17 protein-coding genes and 1 pseudogene are annotated in these 16498 nt (G+C 59.5%); 12 read left to right on the top strand and 6 right to left on the bottom strand.

All coding sequences use genetic code 11. The features are described 5' to 3' along the window. The first annotated feature begins 10 nt into the window (after positions 1-10). Both FFM53_RS25595 and FFM53_RS36935 read left to right on the top strand, forming a co-directional pair. Positions 11-889 (top strand): alpha/beta fold hydrolase, encoded by an 879-nt coding sequence (locus FFM53_RS25595; RefSeq protein WP_138388948.1) that lies wholly within the window; start codon positions 11-13, stop codon positions 887-889. A 321-nt stretch (positions 890-1210) separates the two neighbouring features. Next, the gene (locus FFM53_RS36935) at positions 1211-1690 is read left to right on the top strand and encodes an LBP/BPI/CETP family protein (RefSeq protein ID WP_129417473.1); all 480 of its coding nucleotides are present in this window, start codon (positions 1211-1213) and stop codon (positions 1688-1690) included. A gap of 185 nt (positions 1691-1875) precedes the next feature. Here FFM53_RS36935 and FFM53_RS25605 read toward each other — a convergent pair whose 3' ends face one another. Beyond that, positions 1876-2511 (bottom strand): hypothetical protein, encoded by a 636-nt coding sequence (locus FFM53_RS25605; RefSeq protein ID WP_138389001.1) that lies wholly within the window; start codon positions 2509-2511, stop codon positions 1876-1878. A gap of 73 nt (positions 2512-2584) precedes the next feature. Beyond that, positions 2585-2757: pseudogene (locus FFM53_RS36510) on the bottom strand (PRC-barrel domain containing protein); the annotation flags it as partial. Between the two features lie 309 nt (positions 2758-3066). Here FFM53_RS36510 and FFM53_RS25615 point away from each other — a divergent pair. The 6 genes from FFM53_RS25615 to FFM53_RS25640 all read left to right on the top strand — a co-directional run bounded on the left by FFM53_RS25615 (position 3067) and on the right by FFM53_RS25640 (position 9446). Then, positions 3067-3795, top strand: coding sequence for a FadR/GntR family transcriptional regulator (locus tag FFM53_RS25615; protein WP_138333017.1), 729 nt, complete (start codon positions 3067-3069; stop codon positions 3793-3795). Between the two features lie 21 nt (positions 3796-3816). Then, positions 3817-4803 (top strand): D-erythronate dehydrogenase, encoded by a 987-nt coding sequence (denD, locus tag FFM53_RS25620; protein ID WP_138388947.1) that lies wholly within the window; start codon positions 3817-3819, stop codon positions 4801-4803. Between the two features lie 166 nt (positions 4804-4969). Further along, the gene (locus FFM53_RS25625) at positions 4970-6037 is read left to right on the top strand and encodes an ABC transporter ATP-binding protein (protein ID WP_138333013.1); all 1068 of its coding nucleotides are present in this window, start codon (positions 4970-4972) and stop codon (positions 6035-6037) included. Between the two features lie 148 nt (positions 6038-6185). Then, complete coding sequence (locus FFM53_RS25630; protein ID WP_138333012.1) at positions 6186-7490, top strand: ABC transporter substrate-binding protein; 1305 nt, start codon at positions 6186-6188, stop codon at positions 7488-7490. Between the two features lie 83 nt (positions 7491-7573). After that, the gene (locus tag FFM53_RS25635; RefSeq protein ID WP_129417478.1) at positions 7574-8506 is read left to right on the top strand and encodes a carbohydrate ABC transporter permease; all 933 of its coding nucleotides are present in this window, start codon (positions 7574-7576) and stop codon (positions 8504-8506) included. A gap of 40 nt (positions 8507-8546) precedes the next feature. Then, complete coding sequence (locus tag FFM53_RS25640; protein ID WP_003550790.1) at positions 8547-9446, top strand: carbohydrate ABC transporter permease; 900 nt, start codon at positions 8547-8549, stop codon at positions 9444-9446. A gap of 98 nt (positions 9447-9544) precedes the next feature. Here FFM53_RS25640 and FFM53_RS25645 read toward each other — a convergent pair whose 3' ends face one another. From FFM53_RS25645 to FFM53_RS25660, 4 genes are all read right to left on the bottom strand, one after another. Further along, complete coding sequence (locus FFM53_RS25645) at positions 9545-9940, bottom strand: hypothetical protein (RefSeq protein WP_138388946.1); 396 nt, start codon at positions 9938-9940, stop codon at positions 9545-9547. A 40-nt stretch (positions 9941-9980) separates the two neighbouring features. Next, a complete protein-coding gene (locus FFM53_RS25650) occupies positions 9981-10214 on the bottom strand; it encodes a BrnA antitoxin family protein (protein WP_138388945.1) in 234 nt (77 codons plus the stop codon). 268 nt (positions 10215-10482) lie between these two features. Beyond that, the gene (locus tag FFM53_RS25655; protein WP_171597935.1) at positions 10483-11784 is read right to left on the bottom strand and encodes an MFS transporter; all 1302 of its coding nucleotides are present in this window, start codon (positions 11782-11784) and stop codon (positions 10483-10485) included. A 182-nt stretch (positions 11785-11966) separates the two neighbouring features. Continuing rightward, positions 11967-12419 (bottom strand): MarR family winged helix-turn-helix transcriptional regulator, encoded by a 453-nt coding sequence (locus FFM53_RS25660; protein WP_003562469.1) that lies wholly within the window; start codon positions 12417-12419, stop codon positions 11967-11969. Positions 12420-12620: 201 nt separating this feature from the next. Between FFM53_RS25660 and FFM53_RS25665 the strand changes: the two genes are divergently transcribed. Genes FFM53_RS25665 through FFM53_RS25680 form a run of 4 tightly spaced genes read left to right on the top strand, consistent with a single transcriptional unit; the run spans position 12621 to position 16491 of the window. After that, positions 12621-13160 (top strand): flavin reductase family protein, encoded by a 540-nt coding sequence (locus tag FFM53_RS25665; RefSeq protein WP_138333008.1) that lies wholly within the window; start codon positions 12621-12623, stop codon positions 13158-13160. Between the two features lie 10 nt (positions 13161-13170). Continuing rightward, positions 13171-14403, top strand: coding sequence for a flavin-dependent monooxygenase (locus tag FFM53_RS25670; RefSeq protein WP_138388944.1), 1233 nt, complete (start codon positions 13171-13173; stop codon positions 14401-14403). A 47-nt stretch (positions 14404-14450) separates the two neighbouring features. Beyond that, the gene (gene tsdA / locus FFM53_RS25675; protein WP_138333004.1) at positions 14451-15431 is read left to right on the top strand and encodes a gamma-resorcylate decarboxylase; all 981 of its coding nucleotides are present in this window, start codon (positions 14451-14453) and stop codon (positions 15429-15431) included. 1 nt (position 15432) lies between these two features. Further along, positions 15433-16491 (top strand): maleylacetate reductase, encoded by a 1059-nt coding sequence (locus FFM53_RS25680; RefSeq protein WP_138333002.1) that lies wholly within the window; start codon positions 15433-15435, stop codon positions 16489-16491. Positions 16492-16498: the final 7 nt, after the last annotated feature.

The following is a 16498-nucleotide window of genomic DNA, read 5'->3' on the forward strand; positions in this document are numbered from 1 at the left end:
GTCGCAGCTTATGGACGTATTTCACTGTACAATCGACACCAGCCACGGCGCTGTACGCATCAGTGACACTATCGATGGCGCTGCACCACTGGTTATGATACACGGTTCCGGCAGCTCACGGACGGTCTTTTCACGGCAACTACACAGCCATTTGTCCCGGAATTGGCGTCTGATTGCGCTCGATCTTCCGGGACATGGCGAATCGAGCGACGCTCGAGATCCGCAGTCAACTTACACTGTCACCGGTCTTGCCGACTGCATAGGAGAGGTGGCAGCCCGCCTGGGGCTTCATCGCTTTCCCGTGCTCGGATGGTCGCTTGGCGGTCACGTCGCGATTGAGATGGCGGGCAGCGGCAACGGCATTTCGGGCCTGATGTTGTGCGGCACGCCACCGGTCCCCAGCGGTCTCCTCGGAATGCTGCGGGGATTCCATCCATCATTTGATGTTCTTCTGGCATCAAAAGAGAACTTTACGTCGCGTGACGTGGAGCGGTTTCAGTCTCTTTGCTTTGGAGACACGAGCAACCCCTCCTTTCGCGATGCTATAGCGCGCGCAGACGGGAGACTAAGGAGCGTTTTTTCTCGCGCAATGTTGCGGGGGCAGGGGGTGGATCAGCGCCGCACCGTCGAACAGGCAGATATACCCATTGCTTTTGTGAATGGATTTTATGACCCCTTTGTCAAACTCAGCTATTTTTCGGGCCTGAACATCCAGTTGCTCTTCGAAGGCAAAGCGCATGTAGTGGAAGGTGCTGGTCACGCGCCTTTCTGGGAAAAGCCGGAGTGCTTCAACTCGATGCTCGACCGGTTCCTGAACACAGTCGCCGCTCATGAAGCCAATACCGGTCTGAAAGATCATCACTTTCTTTCGAACAGATCAGTGTTCTAAGAGCGATCCGCAGAGATGCGGTTCCTGTGCTTACAGTTTCCGAAACAGTCGCGGGAAGATCGACGAGTGGCTCGAAAGACGACACAGGATCTTTCAGGGCAGATAATCGGATCTGAATGCGAGGGATGTGGCTCGCCATTCGCCGCGGCCACGAGCTCGTACTGCAAACGACGTAGTTTCCATCGGTCGTTAGACAATATTTGACGTCTAAGTTCATTGTGCGACGGTCATGGTCGGGCAACCGTCATTGCCTTTCCCGCAGACCGATCCCGCCCTATCATTCAGAGGCACCTGCATGAAATCCAGGGAGATGGGAGAGCGATGCGGAATTGTTTAGGCCTGCTAGCTGCAGGAGTCTCTCTCCTCCAGCTATGCTCCTTCGCCAACGCACAGGCACCGAATGCCCTGGAGAGGGCCATCGGAGATGCGCAGCCATGCAGGTCGTTGAAGACCAAGGTATCGAGCTTCGGCATCAGTGTGGAGGTAGGCGTCGACAAGCTCGATTCCGTGAAGATCGAAAACCTGCAATTGTCGGTGAATGGCAACACCGCGGAGGCGAGCGCCCGCGGCACGCTTGCTTGCAAGACCTCGGACGAAGCGCTGGTAGAAGGAGGGTTTTCAGCGACCGCTGAGGTTCGGCTGAAGGTCGACCTTACGACCTGCAAGATGACCGAGACCTCCATCGAGATCGTGAAGACCGGTGGCAGGTTCGGCGACATCGTCAAAGGACTTGAGACTGAAATCTCTGGCGCCCTCCGGCGAAGTCTGGAGAAGAACTTGGCCAAGCTTTGCGAGAAGTGATCAGCGGATCGACACCGTTAGACAGAGTTGCGGATTGAAGCCGCCGAAAAGTGTCTCCAGCCTTAGAACGAAGGACATCGGTGAGACGCGAGGGATGGAGTCACGCATTGTGTGCCCGGTCGCCGAAATGCCTTCGGCGACTATTGGGAAGGGATCGAAGACTGCGTTGCAGAGGTTCCGCCGCCTTAGCGGAGCAACCCATCGCGACTGAACTCTTCCCAGCCGAGAGGTTTCGAACGTGACGCATCGTCGGGGGCGGCATCAGGCTTGGAAGGGGTCTTGGCCTTGGTCTTCAGCGAACGCGTCAACTTCGCTTTCAAGGCTGCCCGTCGTCGTTTCTCGGCCGTAGCTTCAGCATCCTCTTCGCGCCAGACTGTCACCAGGTCTTGGTCGAGGATGTCCTCCACCACGCGCGGGTCGAATACGTGGAAGGTAATTTTCCTCGCCCGCCCACGCAGCTTCACCGTGCGGGTTCCTGCACTGGGCAATCGCCCGTCGCTGAGCCAGCGATGTCTCTCGGTAGTAGAGATCGTCAGGATATCCTGGATTTCACGGGGGATCACAGGCAGGCTTTCGATGTCTTCGAGCGCGTTGGAAACGACTGACGAAGCAGCACGGAACGCACTCTTCGCCGTTTCAGCCATCGCCAATGTCAGAGCACCCGCCTCGATTTCGAGCGACTTTCTCACCGCCAAAGGCAGACGTGCGCGAATTTCCAGCAGAATCCCCTTCGCGCGAACGGATGATCCGAGCGTGGCTGCGGTCGATAGGGGCCACTCCTTGATCAGCTCCGCATCGTCGGTGGTCTTGGGTTTTGCCATGTACGAGTAGATGGACCTTCCGCTCTGCAGCGTCAACGACTACGCCAGGACGGAAGGCATCATATGATTACGCTCAGTCGCGGTACACGGGCATCTGCTTGAGCTCGTCCTTGGTCCAGCTCGTAAAGGCATGAACGTCGCCGTCTTCATCGCGCATGACTCAAGATCCAAGATCGGAACTGCAACAGGCTTCGCGCCGATACCCAGAAAGCCTCCGACGTCGATGACCGCGGAGCCGCCGGCGCCCGCGCACCGTTCCGGCCTGCTGTCAAAATCTTCCGCCTGGGAAGATTACAGTGACGGCAAGCGTCCGCTGGAACAGGCGATCAAGCTCCTCGGGAAAGTCTCCAAAGTGGCTTGAGCGTTATCGGACTACAGTCCGTCCGGCACTGTGATCAGCTGGTTTTCTCGGCGTGCTGATATTGCCATTCACAAAACTGCTCCAAATAACGGTTGGGTAGATCGCGTGCCATCATGCGTTGACAATCCTCTTTTGCTCAGGTCTACTGGTCCACTTACCGGACCAGTAGACCTGAGCGTGGGGAGGAAAAAGCAATGGACGTTCGAGCGATGCTCGAAGACGACGTTGCGGCGCTCGGTGGAGCGCCGAAGAAGTCGATAAAAGACTTCGTCGTCCAGAAGATTGCGACCTTCATCGCCACCGGCATCCTCAAAGCCGGCGACCCGCTGCCCAGCGAACGGGAGCTCGCCTCCGCACTCTCGGTCAGCCGCGAGACCGTCCGTGGGGCGATCCTGATCCTTTCCACCCATGGGATTCTCTCGGTTGTGCACGGAACGCGCACAGTGGTGGCATCGGAGGACGTCGGCGAATTGGCCGTCCAGGCTGCGCGGTATCGCGACATCGCGGCCTACAGTCTCGACAATGTTCATGAGGCCCGGCTTCTTATCGAAGCACAGGTCGTCAGGGCTGCCGCGCTCAAGATGGAGCCTTCAACTTTTGATTATCTCCGCAAGTCGATCGCAGCGCAGGAGGCCGCCTGTGACGATCCTGTTCGTTTTTTGATATGTGACCGGGAATTTCACACCGCTATCTACCGTTCCAGCGGCAACGCGGTGCTGGCTGATATGGCCGCCGACCTCTATTCCTATCTTCTGAGCCACCGAAGGCGCGTCGTATCGCAGCCCGGGAGTATCGCCACGAGCATCGCCGATCACCGGTTGATCCTCGCTGGTTTGGAGACGCGGGACCCGGATGCCGCGGCCGCGGCCTTCGCAATCCACGAAACCCGTATTTATACGACGACCAAGTTACTTTTCTCGTAGTTCGCAGGGAGGCGAAACACGATGCATATTCTCATTATCGGGGCGGGAGGAATGATCGGCCGGAAGCTCGCCGCCACACTGGGGCGCAGCGGGTCACTCGGCGGCGATACAATCACGCGCATGACGCTTGTGGATGTAACGCCTCCGCCTGTGCCCGCCGACGTCTCCGTGCCGGCGGAAGCGCTGGCTGCCGATATTTCCGAAAGCGGCGCAGCGGAAGCCCTGGCGGCTCGCCGGGCCGACGTGATCTTCCATCTCGCCGCGATCGTTTCCGGTGAAGCCGAGCGCAATTTCGACCTCGGCTACAAGGTCAATCTCGACGGCACGCGATTGCTGTTGGAAGCGATCCGCCGGGAAGGAAGCCGCCAAGCCTATGTTCCCCGGTTCGTATTCTCCTCGTCGATCGCGGTCTATGGCTCGCCGTTTCCCGATCCGATTCCCGATGATTATGTGCTCGCACCTCTCACCAGCTACGGAGTCCAGAAGGCGATTTCCGAGCTTCTGCTTGCCGACTATTCGCGGCGCGGCTTTATCGACGGCGTCGGAATTCGGTTGCCGACCATCGTGATCCGGCCGGGTGCGCCGAATGCCGCCGCATCGGGATTCTTTTCCGGAATCCTGCGTGAACCGCTTGCAGGCCAGCGGGCCGTTCTTCCGGTCGAGGAAACGGTCAAGCACTGGTTGGCAAGCCCGCGTTCCGCCATCAAGTTCCTGATCCATGCTGCGACGCTCGACACGGCGGCGCTGGGTGTCCGGCGCACGCTCACCATGCCGGGCGTCGCCGCTACCGTTGCCGACCAGATTGCCGCCTTGCGGCGTGCTGCCGGTTCCGAGGCGGCGGAGTTGATCGATCGTCGCCGCGACGAGGTCATTGAGGGGATCGTCGCCGGATGGCCGAAGTCCTTTACGCCCGAACGCGCGACGCAACTGGGTTTCGTCGCCGAAACCACGGTGGACGAGTTGATCGAGGTCTACCTCGCCGAAGACGCTCCGGGTGCGTCCGGATGAGGTTGAGCTGGGCTGAAACCGCCCCATAGGAGGAGAGTACCGCCCGGGCACACCCGCATATGCGGGATTGCGGCGGCAGAAGGACTTGAGAAGATAGGGCCGCCGGCAAGATATACGAAAATACGAATACATAGCATGTAGCGCTCGATTTCTGGGAGGAGTGGGTATGGCAGGCGTTCAATTCGCGGATGTGCGGAAATCATTCGGAGCATTTCCGGTGATCAAAGGCGTGGATATCGACATTGCCGACGGGGAGTTCGTGATCCTGGTCGGCCCGTCGGGTTGTGGAAAATCCACTCTTCTGCGGATGCTGGCGGGACTTGAGAATATTTCCGGCGGCGAGATCAAGATCGGCGGGCGCGTGGTCAACACGCTGCCGCCCAAGGACCGCGACATCGCCATGGTGTTCCAGAACTATGCGCTCTATCCGCATATGACGGTACAGGAGAACATGGGTTTCTCGCTGATGCTGAACAAGGCGCCGAAGGCGGAAGCCGAGAAGCGGGTGAAATATGCCGCCGGCATCCTCGGTCTCGACAAATTGCTCGACCGCTATCCGCGCCAGCTTTCCGGCGGCCAGCGCCAGCGTGTCGCCATGGGGCGGGCGATCGTCCGCGATCCGGAAGTCTTCCTGTTCGACGAACCGCTATCCAACCTCGATGCGAAGCTGCGCGTCGCCATGCGCGCCGAAATCAAGGAACTGCACCAGCGGCTGAAAACGACGACGGTCTACGTCACCCATGACCAGATCGAGGCCATGACCATGGCCGACAAGATCGTGGTCATGCATGACGGCGTTGTCGAGCAGATCGGCACGCCGCTCGAGCTTTACGATAAGCCGGCCAATCTCTTCGTTGGCGGGTTCATCGGCTCGCCGGCGATGAACATGATCAAGGGCAGGCTCGACCCCGAAAACCCGACAAGTTTCAAGGCGCCGGACGGCACGGCGCTGCCGGTTGCCAATCCGCCTGCCGACGCCCTGGGGCGCGACCTCGTCTACGGGCTTCGCCCGGAATACATCCTGCTCGATGCCAATGGCCTGCCCGGTGAAATCGTGGTGATCGAGCCGACCGGCTACGAGACGCATCTTATTCTCAGGCTCGGCGGCAGCGATCTCAGCTGCGTCTTCCGCGAACGCGTCAGCGCGCGGCCGGGCGAGACCCTGCGCGTTGCGATCGACGCCGCGCATGTTCATCTCTTCGATGCCGAGAGCGGCCGGAGATTGACCGACTGACGCCGTCCGGCGGCTGCGCGGGGCGGAGGAGCCCCCGTCGCCCGCAGGCCGGCAGCACCCCGTTTCGGGGATGCAAGGACCGTCGTTCACCAAGCGGGAGGTGAATGGCGGGGAGTTCGCGCCCGCTTTTTTGAAGAGGAGGAATATCATGAGGTTTAAGAGACGTGACTTTCTTGCCGCCTCGGCTGCCGTTGCCGGCGCCGCTGGCCTCGGCATTCGGCCATCCCTCGCGCAGGCTGAACCGACCTACACGCCGGAAAGCGGCGCCAGCCTGCGGCTGCTGCGCTGGACACCTTTCGTCAAGGGCGACGAGGAGGCATGGCTTGCCAACACAAAGAAGTTCACCGAAGCGACCGGCGTCGAGGTGCGCATCGACAAGGAAAGCTGGGAAGATATCCGCCCGAAGGCTGCCGTCGCGGCCAATGTCGGCTCCGGCCCGGACCTCATCATGTGCTGGTTCGATGACGCTCACCAGTATCCCGACAAGCTGGTCGACCTGACCGAACTCGCCAACTATCTCGGCAACAAATATGGCGGCTGGTATGACGGTGTGAAGGGCTATGCCGCGCGCGGCGACACCTTCATCGCCATGCCGCTGGCGGCAATCGGCAATGCGGTGGTCTATCGCGACACTCACGTGAAAGCAGCCGGCTTCAGCGAGTTCCCCAAAGACACGGCAGGCTTCCTCGAGCTTTGCAAGGCGATGAAAGCCAAGGGCACGCCGGCCGGCTTCCCGCACGGCAAGGCCGTCGGCGACGGCAACAACTACGCCCATTGGCTGCTTTGGAGCCATGGCGGCAAGATGGTCGACGAAGGCGGCAAGGTGACGATCAACAGCCCGGAAACGCTGGCGTCGATCAACTACGCCAAGGAGCTCTATGCGACCTTCATTCCAGGCACGGAAAGCTGGCAGGACGTCAACAACAACCGCGCCTTCCTCGCGGGCCAGGTGTCGCTGATCGCCAACGGCGTCTCGGTCTATTACACGGCCAAGAACGACCCGAAGCTCGCCGAGATCGCCAAGGACATCCGCACGACGAATTTCCCCGTCGGCCCGGTTGGCCAGAGCGTCGAGCTTTTCCAGACGAGCTCACTGCTTCTCTTCAAGCATACGAAGTATCCGGAGGCGGCGAAGGCCTACATCAAGTTCATGATGGAAGCCGACCAGATGAATGCCTGGATCCAGGGCTCAAGCGCCTATTGCTGCCAGCCGCTCAAGGCTTTCGCCAAGAACCCGATCTGGACATCCGATCCGATCCACGCGCCTTATGCACGTGCTTCGGAAAAGCTGCGTCCGAACGGCTATGCCGGCCCACTCGGTTATGCCTCGGCAGCGACCATGGCCGATTACGTTCTGGTCGACATGTATGCGGCCGCCGTCACCGGCCAGATGTCGCCCGAGGATGCGATGAAGGAAGCTGAACGGCGGGCAAACCGTTACTATCGCGTCTGAGCCGCGCTTCAAAACAAGCGGCATGCCGGCTTCGGCATGCCGCAAAGTCCTCTGGGAGTTCAGTGCAATCTGGGAGATAAGCAATGTCGATGGTGAATCCGGAGGATAGACGCGGGCCGATCTCCTCGCTCCTGCAGAACAACAATGTGCTGGGCTTCCTGTTCATGCTGCCGGCGGCGGTGTTCCTCGTCTGCTTTCTGACCTATCCGCTGGGGCTTGGTGTCTGGCTCGGCTTCACCGATACGAGGATCGGCCGCGACGGCATCTTCATCGGGCTGGAGAACTACCAGTTCCTGATGGACGACAGCGTCTTCTGGCTGTCGGTCTTCAACACCATTCTCTATACCTCCGTTGCCTCGGTGCTGAAATTCGCGCTCGGCCTCTGGCTGGCGATGCTGCTCAATCAGCACCTGCCGTTCAAGTCCTTCTTCCGAGCCATCGTGCTGCTTCCCTGGGTGGTGCCGACGGTGCTTTCGGCGCTGGCCTTCTGGTGGATCTACGATTCCCAATTTTCGATCATCTCCTGGTCGCTGATGCAGCTCGGGCTGATCAGCGGACCGATCAACTTCCTCGGCGACCCGATCAATGCGCGCATATCCGTCATCGTCGCCAATGTCTGGCGCGGCATTCCCTTCGTGGCGATCTCGCTGCTTGCGGGGCTGCAGACGATTCCGGCGTCGCTGCAGGAGGCCGCCTCGCTCGACGGCGCCACGAGCTGGCAGCGTTTCCGCTACGTGACGCTGCCGATGCTGACGCCGATCATCGCCGTGGTGATGACCTTCTCGGTGCTCTTCACCTTCACGGATTTCCAGCTCATCTACGTGCTGACCAAGGGCGGACCCGTCAATGCGACACATCTGATGGCGACGCTATCGTTCCAGCGCGGCATTCCAGGCGGTCAGCTCGGTGAAGGTGCGGCGATCGCGGTCGCCATGGTGCCCTTCCTGCTCGGCGCCATCATGTTCAGCTTCTTCGGGCTGCAACGGCGCAAATGGCAACAGGGCGGCCAGGATTAAGGCCAGGGTTAGAGCCAAATTGGGGTTAGGGAGAGTGATGATGTCGATAAATTCAAACGCCGCCGATCAGGTCGTAACCGACAATGCCGAAGGCATGAGCTATCTGAACCGCCTGCCGCGGCGGATCGTAATGCTCTACCTGCCGATGGCCGTCTTCGTCGTCGTGCTGCTCTTCCCGTTCTACTGGATGGCGATCACCGCGGTGAAGCCGAACGATCAGCTGACCGACTACAGCAACTACAGCCCCTTCTGGGTGGTGGGAGCGACGCTCGATCACATCAAATACCTGTTCCTTGAGACATCCTATCCGGGCTGGCTGTGGAACACGATGCTGGTCGCGGTCTGCTCCACCTTCCTCTCGTTGGTGGCGTCAGTCTTCGGCGCCTATGCCATCGAGCGCGTCCGCTTCACCGGTTCCCGTTCAGTTGGCCTCGTCATCTTCCTCGCCTATCTCGTGCCGCCGTCGATCCTCTTCATTCCGCTTGCCTTCATCGTCTTCAAGCTCGGGATCTACGACTCGCGGCTGGCGCTGATCTTCACCTACCCGACCTTCCTCATTCCCTTCTGCACCTGGCTGCTGATGGGCTATTTCCGGTCGATCCCATTCGAGCTGGAGGAAAGCGCGCTGGTGGACGGCGCCAACAGATGGCAGATTCTCACCAAGATCATTCTGCCGCTCGCAGTACCCGGGTTGATTTCAGCTGGCATCTTCGCCTTCACGCTGTCCTGGAACGAATTCATCTATGCGCTGACTTTCATCCAGTCCTCGGAAAACAAAACCATCCCGGTCGGCGTGTTGACCGAACTGGTGCGCGGCGACGTCTTCGAATGGGGGGCACTGATGGCGGGCGCATTGTTCGGCTCGCTTCCGGTGGTCATCCTCTACTCGTTCTTCGTGGACTACTACGTCTCATCGATGACCGGGGCGGTGAAGGAGTGACAGTCTACCGCGGACACGCCCTGCTTCTGCAGCAGTTGCGACTGCTTGTTACCGTGTGCAGGAGGAGTGTCCGCAAAATGGGATCAGCTGCCTTCCCATCATGTATCGAAACCTCGTCTTGCCGAGATCGAATAATTGTAAATTGCCGCGTAGCTCGTCGATACGAGCAGCGGAAATGCGATGGTCTTGAGTATTTCCGGTGTACCGGTCGCCGCATGGATTGCCACGAGAATACTGGCTGAGCCGAGACAAGCAATGAGAGGCGGCGCCCAAAATCGCGCAGATCCGACGAAGCGCTTCGAAAGCCAGTCGATCACAGATTTCAGGAAAAGCGTCAGGAAGGCGGATATCGTACCCTGCACAAGGCCGGCGTAGAGCGGCAATGGCATGGCGTGCGCGCGATTGGCGAAAACCGCCCAGCTGCCCATTGCCAAAAAGGCGAAGAGAACATGGACAACGCCGCTGCGGAGAAGCCGGTGCAGTGCTTTCGGCATCACAACAACCACCCGTGGCCTACAAGATGGTGCAACAGGGTCAGAACCTGTTCTTCATCGCGGCGCGCAAAATGTCGTTGATCCGATCCTGCCAGCCAGGGCCATCTTCCTGGAAATAGGCAAGGACATCACTGTCGATCTTGAGCGAAACAAGCTCCTTTGTATTTGGCAACGCCGGCCGCTCAACAGCTTGCTCCGGCTTCTTCTTCGCGGGTTTGAACAACGCTTCGGCAGCATCCATTGGATTGACAGATCTGCGGGGCGGGTTTGCCATCGTTATGACTTTCTATTGCCTGTCGGATCGACATATGAGCGGCATACGGGATCTCGGCTGCTTCGTCGACTATTTAGCTTGTTTTCCAAGGCGATTTAGCCGACCTGCTCGATCGCCAGCGTGCCGGCGGCAGAAACCACTTGTCCTTGCGCCTCCGGTCTTTCGCCTCGGTGACCGCGTAAAGCCGTCGGCTATGATCGGGAATCAGCTTCACAAGGTTTGCATTGCCGGCAGGTTCTGGATGTAAGACCTGCCGGCAATCTGGCCGTCAATCAGCCTTTTTGCGATACAGCAACGTCATGAGCGCGAGGACACATCCCAAGACTCCGACCGATGCGAAGATGTAGAAGTTCCACTGCGGAGCCAGGCCCGCACCCAGAACCGCACCGCCGATGGCCGGTCCTATCATGCCGCCGATACGGCCGATGCCGAGCGAGAAGCCAAGGCCGGTTCCACGGATTTCGACCGGATAGAGGTTTCCAACGAGAACGTTGGCGAGGATCTGCGTGCCGATCGTTCCCGTACCGGCAAGTGCGACGAGACCATAAACCTGGAGGCCCTGATCCACTTGCGTCAGCAACCAGATCGAGCAGGCTCCGAGAAGAAACATGCCTGCCACGACTATTTTGACGTTTCCGCGGTCGGCAATCCTTGCGCCGATCAGGAGGCCGACGGCCGCTCCGAGATTGAGCGTTACGGAGAAAAGGAGGGCAGAACCGAGGTCATAGCCCATCTTGTTCATGATGGTCGGAAGCCAATTGACCATGCCGAATGTGAGCAGAAGCGAACAGAAGTGAATGCCCCATGCGTTCAACGTCGGCAGCAGGCGACCTTCGGAAAACAGCGAGCGGATGCCCACCTGGCGTGACGCAACGGGCCTGGCTACGGGATTGGGCAGCCCGTACTGGTTTGCGATCTGGTTGGCTTCGGTCTGGCGGTTCTTTGTTGCCAGCCATTCGGGAGACTCGGGGATGAGGCGGATGAAGAAAGGCAGAAGCAGGATCGGTGCACCGCCGATAATCATCAGTGGGCGCCATCCGTATTTCTGTATCAGCAGCATTCCGAGGATACCCGAGATGATGCCGCCGGCCAGGTAACCGAGAAGAGCAATCGAATAGGCCATTGCCTTCCGCTTCGGCGGAGAAAACTCGATGATCAAAGCGGTTACCGTCGGAAAAAGAGCTCCAAGCCCCAGGCCGGCGAGAAAGCGTGTTCCCTCGAAAGCGAGAAAGTTCGGCGCAAGACCGCTGCCGATCATCATCACGGAAAAGCTCAGAAGACTGCCGATGATGACCTTGCGACGACCTATCCTGTCAGCAAGTGTTCCGGCAACGAGAGCGCCCAGCAGCATACCGAACAGGGTGATGGAGGCAGCCCGTCCGACCATGCCCGGAGTCAGGCCCCAACTGGCTTCACCGAGCAACGCCGGCGCGACTGCGCCGTAAACGATCAGGTCGTAGCCGTCGAACAGGATCAGCAGACCGCAAAGGGCGATGATGATATTCGGGCTGCGAACGCGTTCGTTGATAATAGCGAGATCTTGTATGGCCAATTTTCCCTCCCCATACATTTGCGTACAGGAAGTACGCTCCTGCCAGCGGCAGGTCCGCGTCGATCCGTGTACAAACCCTCCTGGATCGTTGCCGGCGTGGTTCCTCCCAGCGCCAGACTCACCCGCAAACGGGCTATGTCAAGACAACGATGACACGCTATTAAATACTTGCGAATAAAATATTTGCAACTGCAAACTTTTCAGCTCGCAACTTTTCCCTTTCCGGACATTGCCGGCAGGTTGCTGTGCATGCGGCGCAGCGCCTTCTTCAGTGCTGCGACCTCCTCGTCCGACATGTCCTGAACCGCAGTGCGTTCAAGCTCGACGGCAAGCGGCATGAGCCTTTCCGTCAGCGCCTCACCCTGCGGGGTCAGTCTTACGATGACGATACGGCCATTATCTTCCGGACGCGTTCTCGACACCAGCTTGCGCTTGGCCAGTGTGCCGACGAGGCGCGAAAGCGTCGAAATCTCGACAGAGACGACGTCGGCGAGATCCCCCAGGGTGCTCTCCCGGCGCTCCTTGAGCATGGCCAGAACCCGGTACATCGCCACGCTGAGATTGTCTTCAGCGATTCTCTGCGCGAATACCTCGGCTATCCGCACGCCGGCGCGATTGAGAAGATACGGAACGGAATCGGTAAGTTTGTACATGTCTCTGTCTGCTGGCGGGATTTCGCTTGCTGAGGGCTCTCTCCGACATGCACCTAAATTACCGGAATGACAACACGATTGGCTTTCAGCCGTCGAGAAAGGCTGAGTAAGGCAAGCATTTTCCCGCCCAATTTATAAACTTGCATTGACAATAGTTGCAAATGCAATAATCTAGATGCCAAGGAGACACGGGAGGAAATCATGTCTGCCACTGCTGCCCTCGATATAGCGCCGGCCCCCGCACCCATCAGCGATGCGTTTCGATCGACCATGCGCCGTTTCCCGGCGACGGTGACGGTCATTTCTGCTTGTCGCAACGGTTCGGATCATGGAATGACGGCCACCGCCGTCACATCACTTTCGATGGATCCGCCATCTCTTATCATCTGCCTGAACAATCGCACCTACCTGCATGACATGCTGCTTGAGGTGCCGGAATTCGCAGTCAGCATTCTGACCGACAGGCAGGCAGCCGTATCGGAAGGTTTCAGCGGCAAGATTGCTCCTGAGCGTCGGTTCGACGCTGCCGATTGGGTTCGCCATGAGCGCGGCATGATGGTGCTGAATTCCGCTCATGCCTCGGTTGTCTGCCGCCGCATGGGCGCAGTTCCCTATGGTACGCACACGATCTTCATCGGGCAGGTGGTGGATACACGCCATTCCGACGACACGATCGCGCTGATGTACGAGAATTCGAAATATTGCGCGCCACAGCACGCGCTTCCTGCATCCCAGAACTGAAGGTAGTTCCATGAACAATACAGCCGCCCTGTTTCCCGCCTCGGCGCGGGTCAAGACCGCATGTCTTGCAGATCGCATCGCCCCGGTGCTGGACGAAATCCGTGCCGGCGCGCGCGACACCGAAAAATCCGGCCGTGTGCCGGCGCGCTCTATCGATCTGCTTCGCTCCGCCGGCTATTTCGATATCGTCAAGCCGGCCCGCTTTGGCGGCGACGAAGGATCCTTTGTCGAGCTTGTCGATGCAAATATCGAGCTGTCGTCGGCCTGCGCCTCCACCGGCTGGGTTGCCGGCCTCCTTTCCGCGCATCAATGGCTCCTTGCCATGTTCGATGAAAGGGTTCAGCAGGAGGTGTGGGGCAGCAATCCGGATGCGCTGCTCTGCGGTTCCTATGCGCCGGTCCGCATGGCGGAACGCGTCGAGGGTGGCTTCCGGCTATCCGGCGATTGGGCCTTTGCGAGCGGATGCGAAAATGCCCAATGGGCGCTCTGTGCGGCGATCATTCCGCCAAACGGCGAGGGGGAGCGTCCTGTGCCGGCGTTCCTTCTGGTTCCCGCCAGCGATTATGCCATTGCCGAGACCTGGGACGTGGTCGGCCTCGCGGGCACCGGCTCAAAAAGCCTGATCCTCGAGGATGTCTTCGTTCCGGAATACCGCATGTTGAGCTTTCCGGATGCGACCTCCGGCAGAACGCCGGGGGGACGTGGCTACAAGGGTATCGGGCTTTTCAACATTCCACTTCTCATGGGCGTTCCGTTCTGCCTCGGCAGCGCAGCCGTCGGTGCGGCGAAGGGCGCACTGGATAGCTATATCGACCAGATCGGGACACGTGTGACACGTGGTGCAGTTGCCGGTGGCAACAACAAGATCGCGGAGTTTCCGACGATCCAGCTTCGCGTGGCGGAAGCCTCCGCATCCGTGGATGCCGCCCGCGAAATCATTCTGCGCGATATTGCCCGGGCACAGCAACTGGCCCAGGCCCGCGAGGATGGCACCGGCGAGATCACCGAGGAAGATCGGATTCTCGCCCGTCGGAGCCAGTCTTTTGCGGTCAGCCTGGCTCTTCGGGCCGTGGAAGCACTCAATGCATCGACAGGCGGCCTCGGCCTCCAGATGTCCAACCCCGTCCAGCGGGCATGGCGCGATGCAAATGCTGTCGGGCGCCACATTTCCATGAACTGGGATGCCGTGGGCACCATGGTCGGCCAGCAGCTGCTCGGTCTTCCGCCCAAGGGACAATTCTGATCCGCCATCCCCATTATTTCGATTCAAGACAGGAAAGAGAGCATATCGTGCAAGGCAAGATCGCGCTTGAAGAACACTTCGCCATTCCCGAGACGCTGCAGGATTCGGCTGGATTCGTGCCGGGCGACTACTGGACGGAACTGTCCGCCCGTCTTCTGGATATCCAGGACAAGCGTTTGCGGCTGATGGATGCCCACGGCATTGAGAAAATGATCCTGTCGCTCAACGCTCCGGCCGTGCAGGCGATCCCGGATAAGGCAAAGGCCCTGGATATTTCCCGACGCGCCAACGACTTTCTGGCGGAGCAATGCGTCAAGAACCCGAACCGTTTCCTGGGATTTGCAGCTTTGCCCCTGCAGGATCCGGATGCCGCAACACAGGAATTGCAGCGCTGCGTGACGACGTTGGGTTTCGTCGGCGCACTGGTCAACGGCTTCTCGCAGGAAGGCGACGGAACGACACCGCTCTACTACGACCTGCCGCAATACCGTCCGTTCTGGGCCGAAGTCGAAAAACTCAACGTTCCCTTTTATCTGCATCCGCGTAACCCGCTGCCGCAGGATAGCCGGATCTATGCTGGCCATTCCTGGCTGATGGGTCCGACATGGGCGTTCGCGCAGGAGACCGCCGTTCATGCGCTGCGCTTGATGGGATCCGGCCTCTTTGACGAACATCCGGCCTTGCGGATCATCGTTGGCCACATGGGCGAGGGACTGCCATACATGATGTGGCGCATCGACAACCGGAATGCGTGGGTCAAGGTGGAAAAGAGCTATCCGGCCAAACGCCCGATTGCCGATTATTTCAACGAGAATTTCTACATCACGACGTCGGGGAACTTCCGCACCCAATCGCTTATCGATGCTATGCTGGAAATCGGCGCGGACCGAATTCTGTTCTCGACGGACTGGCCATTCGAGAACATCGATCATGCTGCAAACTGGTTCGACAGCACGACCATCTCCGAAGCCGACCGTCTGAAGATCGGTCGCACCAACGCGGTTTCACTATTCAAACTCGATCGATAGCATGGTTACACCTTTCAGATACACGGCCAGCGCGGCCCAGGTCTTCTTCGGGAGTGGCTCGTTGAACCGTCTCGCCGAGGCGATTGCAGGACAGGGCGGCAAACGCGCCCTGATCCTTTCGACCCCGCACCAGAAAGCGGAGGTGGAACGGATCGCTGCTTCCCTCGGTCCGCTTGCGGCGGGACTATTCCACGATGCGACGATGCATACGCCGGTCGATGTGACCGAGCGCGCGATGGCGGCATACAACGCAGCCGGCGCCGATTGCGTCGTCGCCATCGGCGGTGGATCGACGATCGGTCTCGGCAAGGCGATCGCCTATCGCAACGACGCGCCACAAATTGTGGTGGCGACGACCTATGCGGGATCGGAGGTTACACCGATCCTCGGCCAGACAGAAAATGGGCAGAAGACGACGGTCCGCGGACCCGGCATCCTGCCCGAAGTGGTGATCTACGACCCTGAATTGACATTGGGATTGCCGGTCAACATCAGCGTCAGCAGCGGGCTCAATGCAATGGCGCATGCGCTCGAAGGTCTCTATGCGCAGGATCGCAATCCCATTTCATCAATGATGGCGGTCGAGGGCCTGCGCGCGCTGAAGCAGGCTTTACCTCAAATTGTCAATGCCCCTGGGGACATCGAGCCGCGAAGCGAAGCGCTTTACGGTTCCTGGCTGTGCGGCACGGTGCTCGGAGCAGTTGGCATGGCGCTGCATCACAAACTCTGCCATACGCTGGGCGGTAGCTTCGATCTGCCGCATGCGGAAACCCATGCTGTCATTCTTCCCCATTCTGCTGCCTATAACGCCGTAGCCGCAGCGGATGCGCTAAAACCGGCTGCCGATCTTTTCGGCGGCTCGCTGGGCAGCAGTCTTTATGATTTTGCCGCTTCGATCGGCGCGCCCTTGGCGCTGCGCGATCTGGGTATGAAGGAAGCCGATCTGGACCGTGCGGCGGAACTCGCCGCCCGGAACCCCTACTGGAACCCGCGCCCGATCGAACGGGAAGCGATCCGGGCTTTGTTGCAGAGCGCCTGGGAAGGCTCGCGGCCGCGTTAACGCCTTA

This window comes from Rhizobium indicum, from assembly GCF_005862305.2.
Taxonomy (GTDB): Bacteria; Pseudomonadota; Alphaproteobacteria; order Rhizobiales; family Rhizobiaceae; genus Rhizobium; species Rhizobium indicum.

Excerpts from the sequence above, each read along its gene's own strand:
- FFM53_RS25595 (WP_138388948.1), top strand. The coding sequence starts at position 11 with ATGGACGTATTTCACTGTACAATCGACACCAGCCACGGCGCTGTACGC.
- FFM53_RS36935 (WP_129417473.1), top strand. The coding sequence starts at position 1,211 with ATGCGGAATTGTTTAGGCCTGCTAGCTGCAGGAGTCTCTCTCCTCCAG.
- FFM53_RS25605 (WP_138389001.1), bottom strand. The coding sequence starts at position 2,511 with ATGGCAAAACCCAAGACCACCGACGATGCGGAGCTGATCAAGGAGTGG.
- FFM53_RS25615 (WP_138333017.1), top strand. The coding sequence starts at position 3,067 with ATGGACGTTCGAGCGATGCTCGAAGACGACGTTGCGGCGCTCGGTGGA.
- denD (WP_138388947.1), top strand. The coding sequence starts at position 3,817 with ATGCATATTCTCATTATCGGGGCGGGAGGAATGATCGGCCGGAAGCTC.
- FFM53_RS25625 (WP_138333013.1), top strand. The coding sequence starts at position 4,970 with ATGGCAGGCGTTCAATTCGCGGATGTGCGGAAATCATTCGGAGCATTT.
- FFM53_RS25630 (WP_138333012.1), top strand. The coding sequence starts at position 6,186 with ATGAGGTTTAAGAGACGTGACTTTCTTGCCGCCTCGGCTGCCGTTGCC.
- FFM53_RS25635 (WP_129417478.1), top strand. The coding sequence starts at position 7,574 with ATGTCGATGGTGAATCCGGAGGATAGACGCGGGCCGATCTCCTCGCTC.
- FFM53_RS25640 (WP_003550790.1), top strand. The coding sequence starts at position 8,547 with ATGTCGATAAATTCAAACGCCGCCGATCAGGTCGTAACCGACAATGCC.
- FFM53_RS25645 (WP_138388946.1), bottom strand. The coding sequence starts at position 9,940 with ATGCCGAAAGCACTGCACCGGCTTCTCCGCAGCGGCGTTGTCCATGTT.
- FFM53_RS25650 (WP_138388945.1), bottom strand. The coding sequence starts at position 10,214 with ATGGCAAACCCGCCCCGCAGATCTGTCAATCCAATGGATGCTGCCGAA.
- FFM53_RS25655 (WP_171597935.1), bottom strand. The coding sequence starts at position 11,784 with ATGTATGGGGAGGGAAAATTGGCCATACAAGATCTCGCTATTATCAAC.
- FFM53_RS25660 (WP_003562469.1), bottom strand. The coding sequence starts at position 12,419 with ATGTACAAACTTACCGATTCCGTTCCGTATCTTCTCAATCGCGCCGGC.
- FFM53_RS25665 (WP_138333008.1), top strand. The coding sequence starts at position 12,621 with ATGTCTGCCACTGCTGCCCTCGATATAGCGCCGGCCCCCGCACCCATC.
- FFM53_RS25670 (WP_138388944.1), top strand. The coding sequence starts at position 13,171 with ATGAACAATACAGCCGCCCTGTTTCCCGCCTCGGCGCGGGTCAAGACC.
- FFM53_RS25680 (WP_138333002.1), top strand. The coding sequence starts at position 15,433 with ATGGTTACACCTTTCAGATACACGGCCAGCGCGGCCCAGGTCTTCTTC.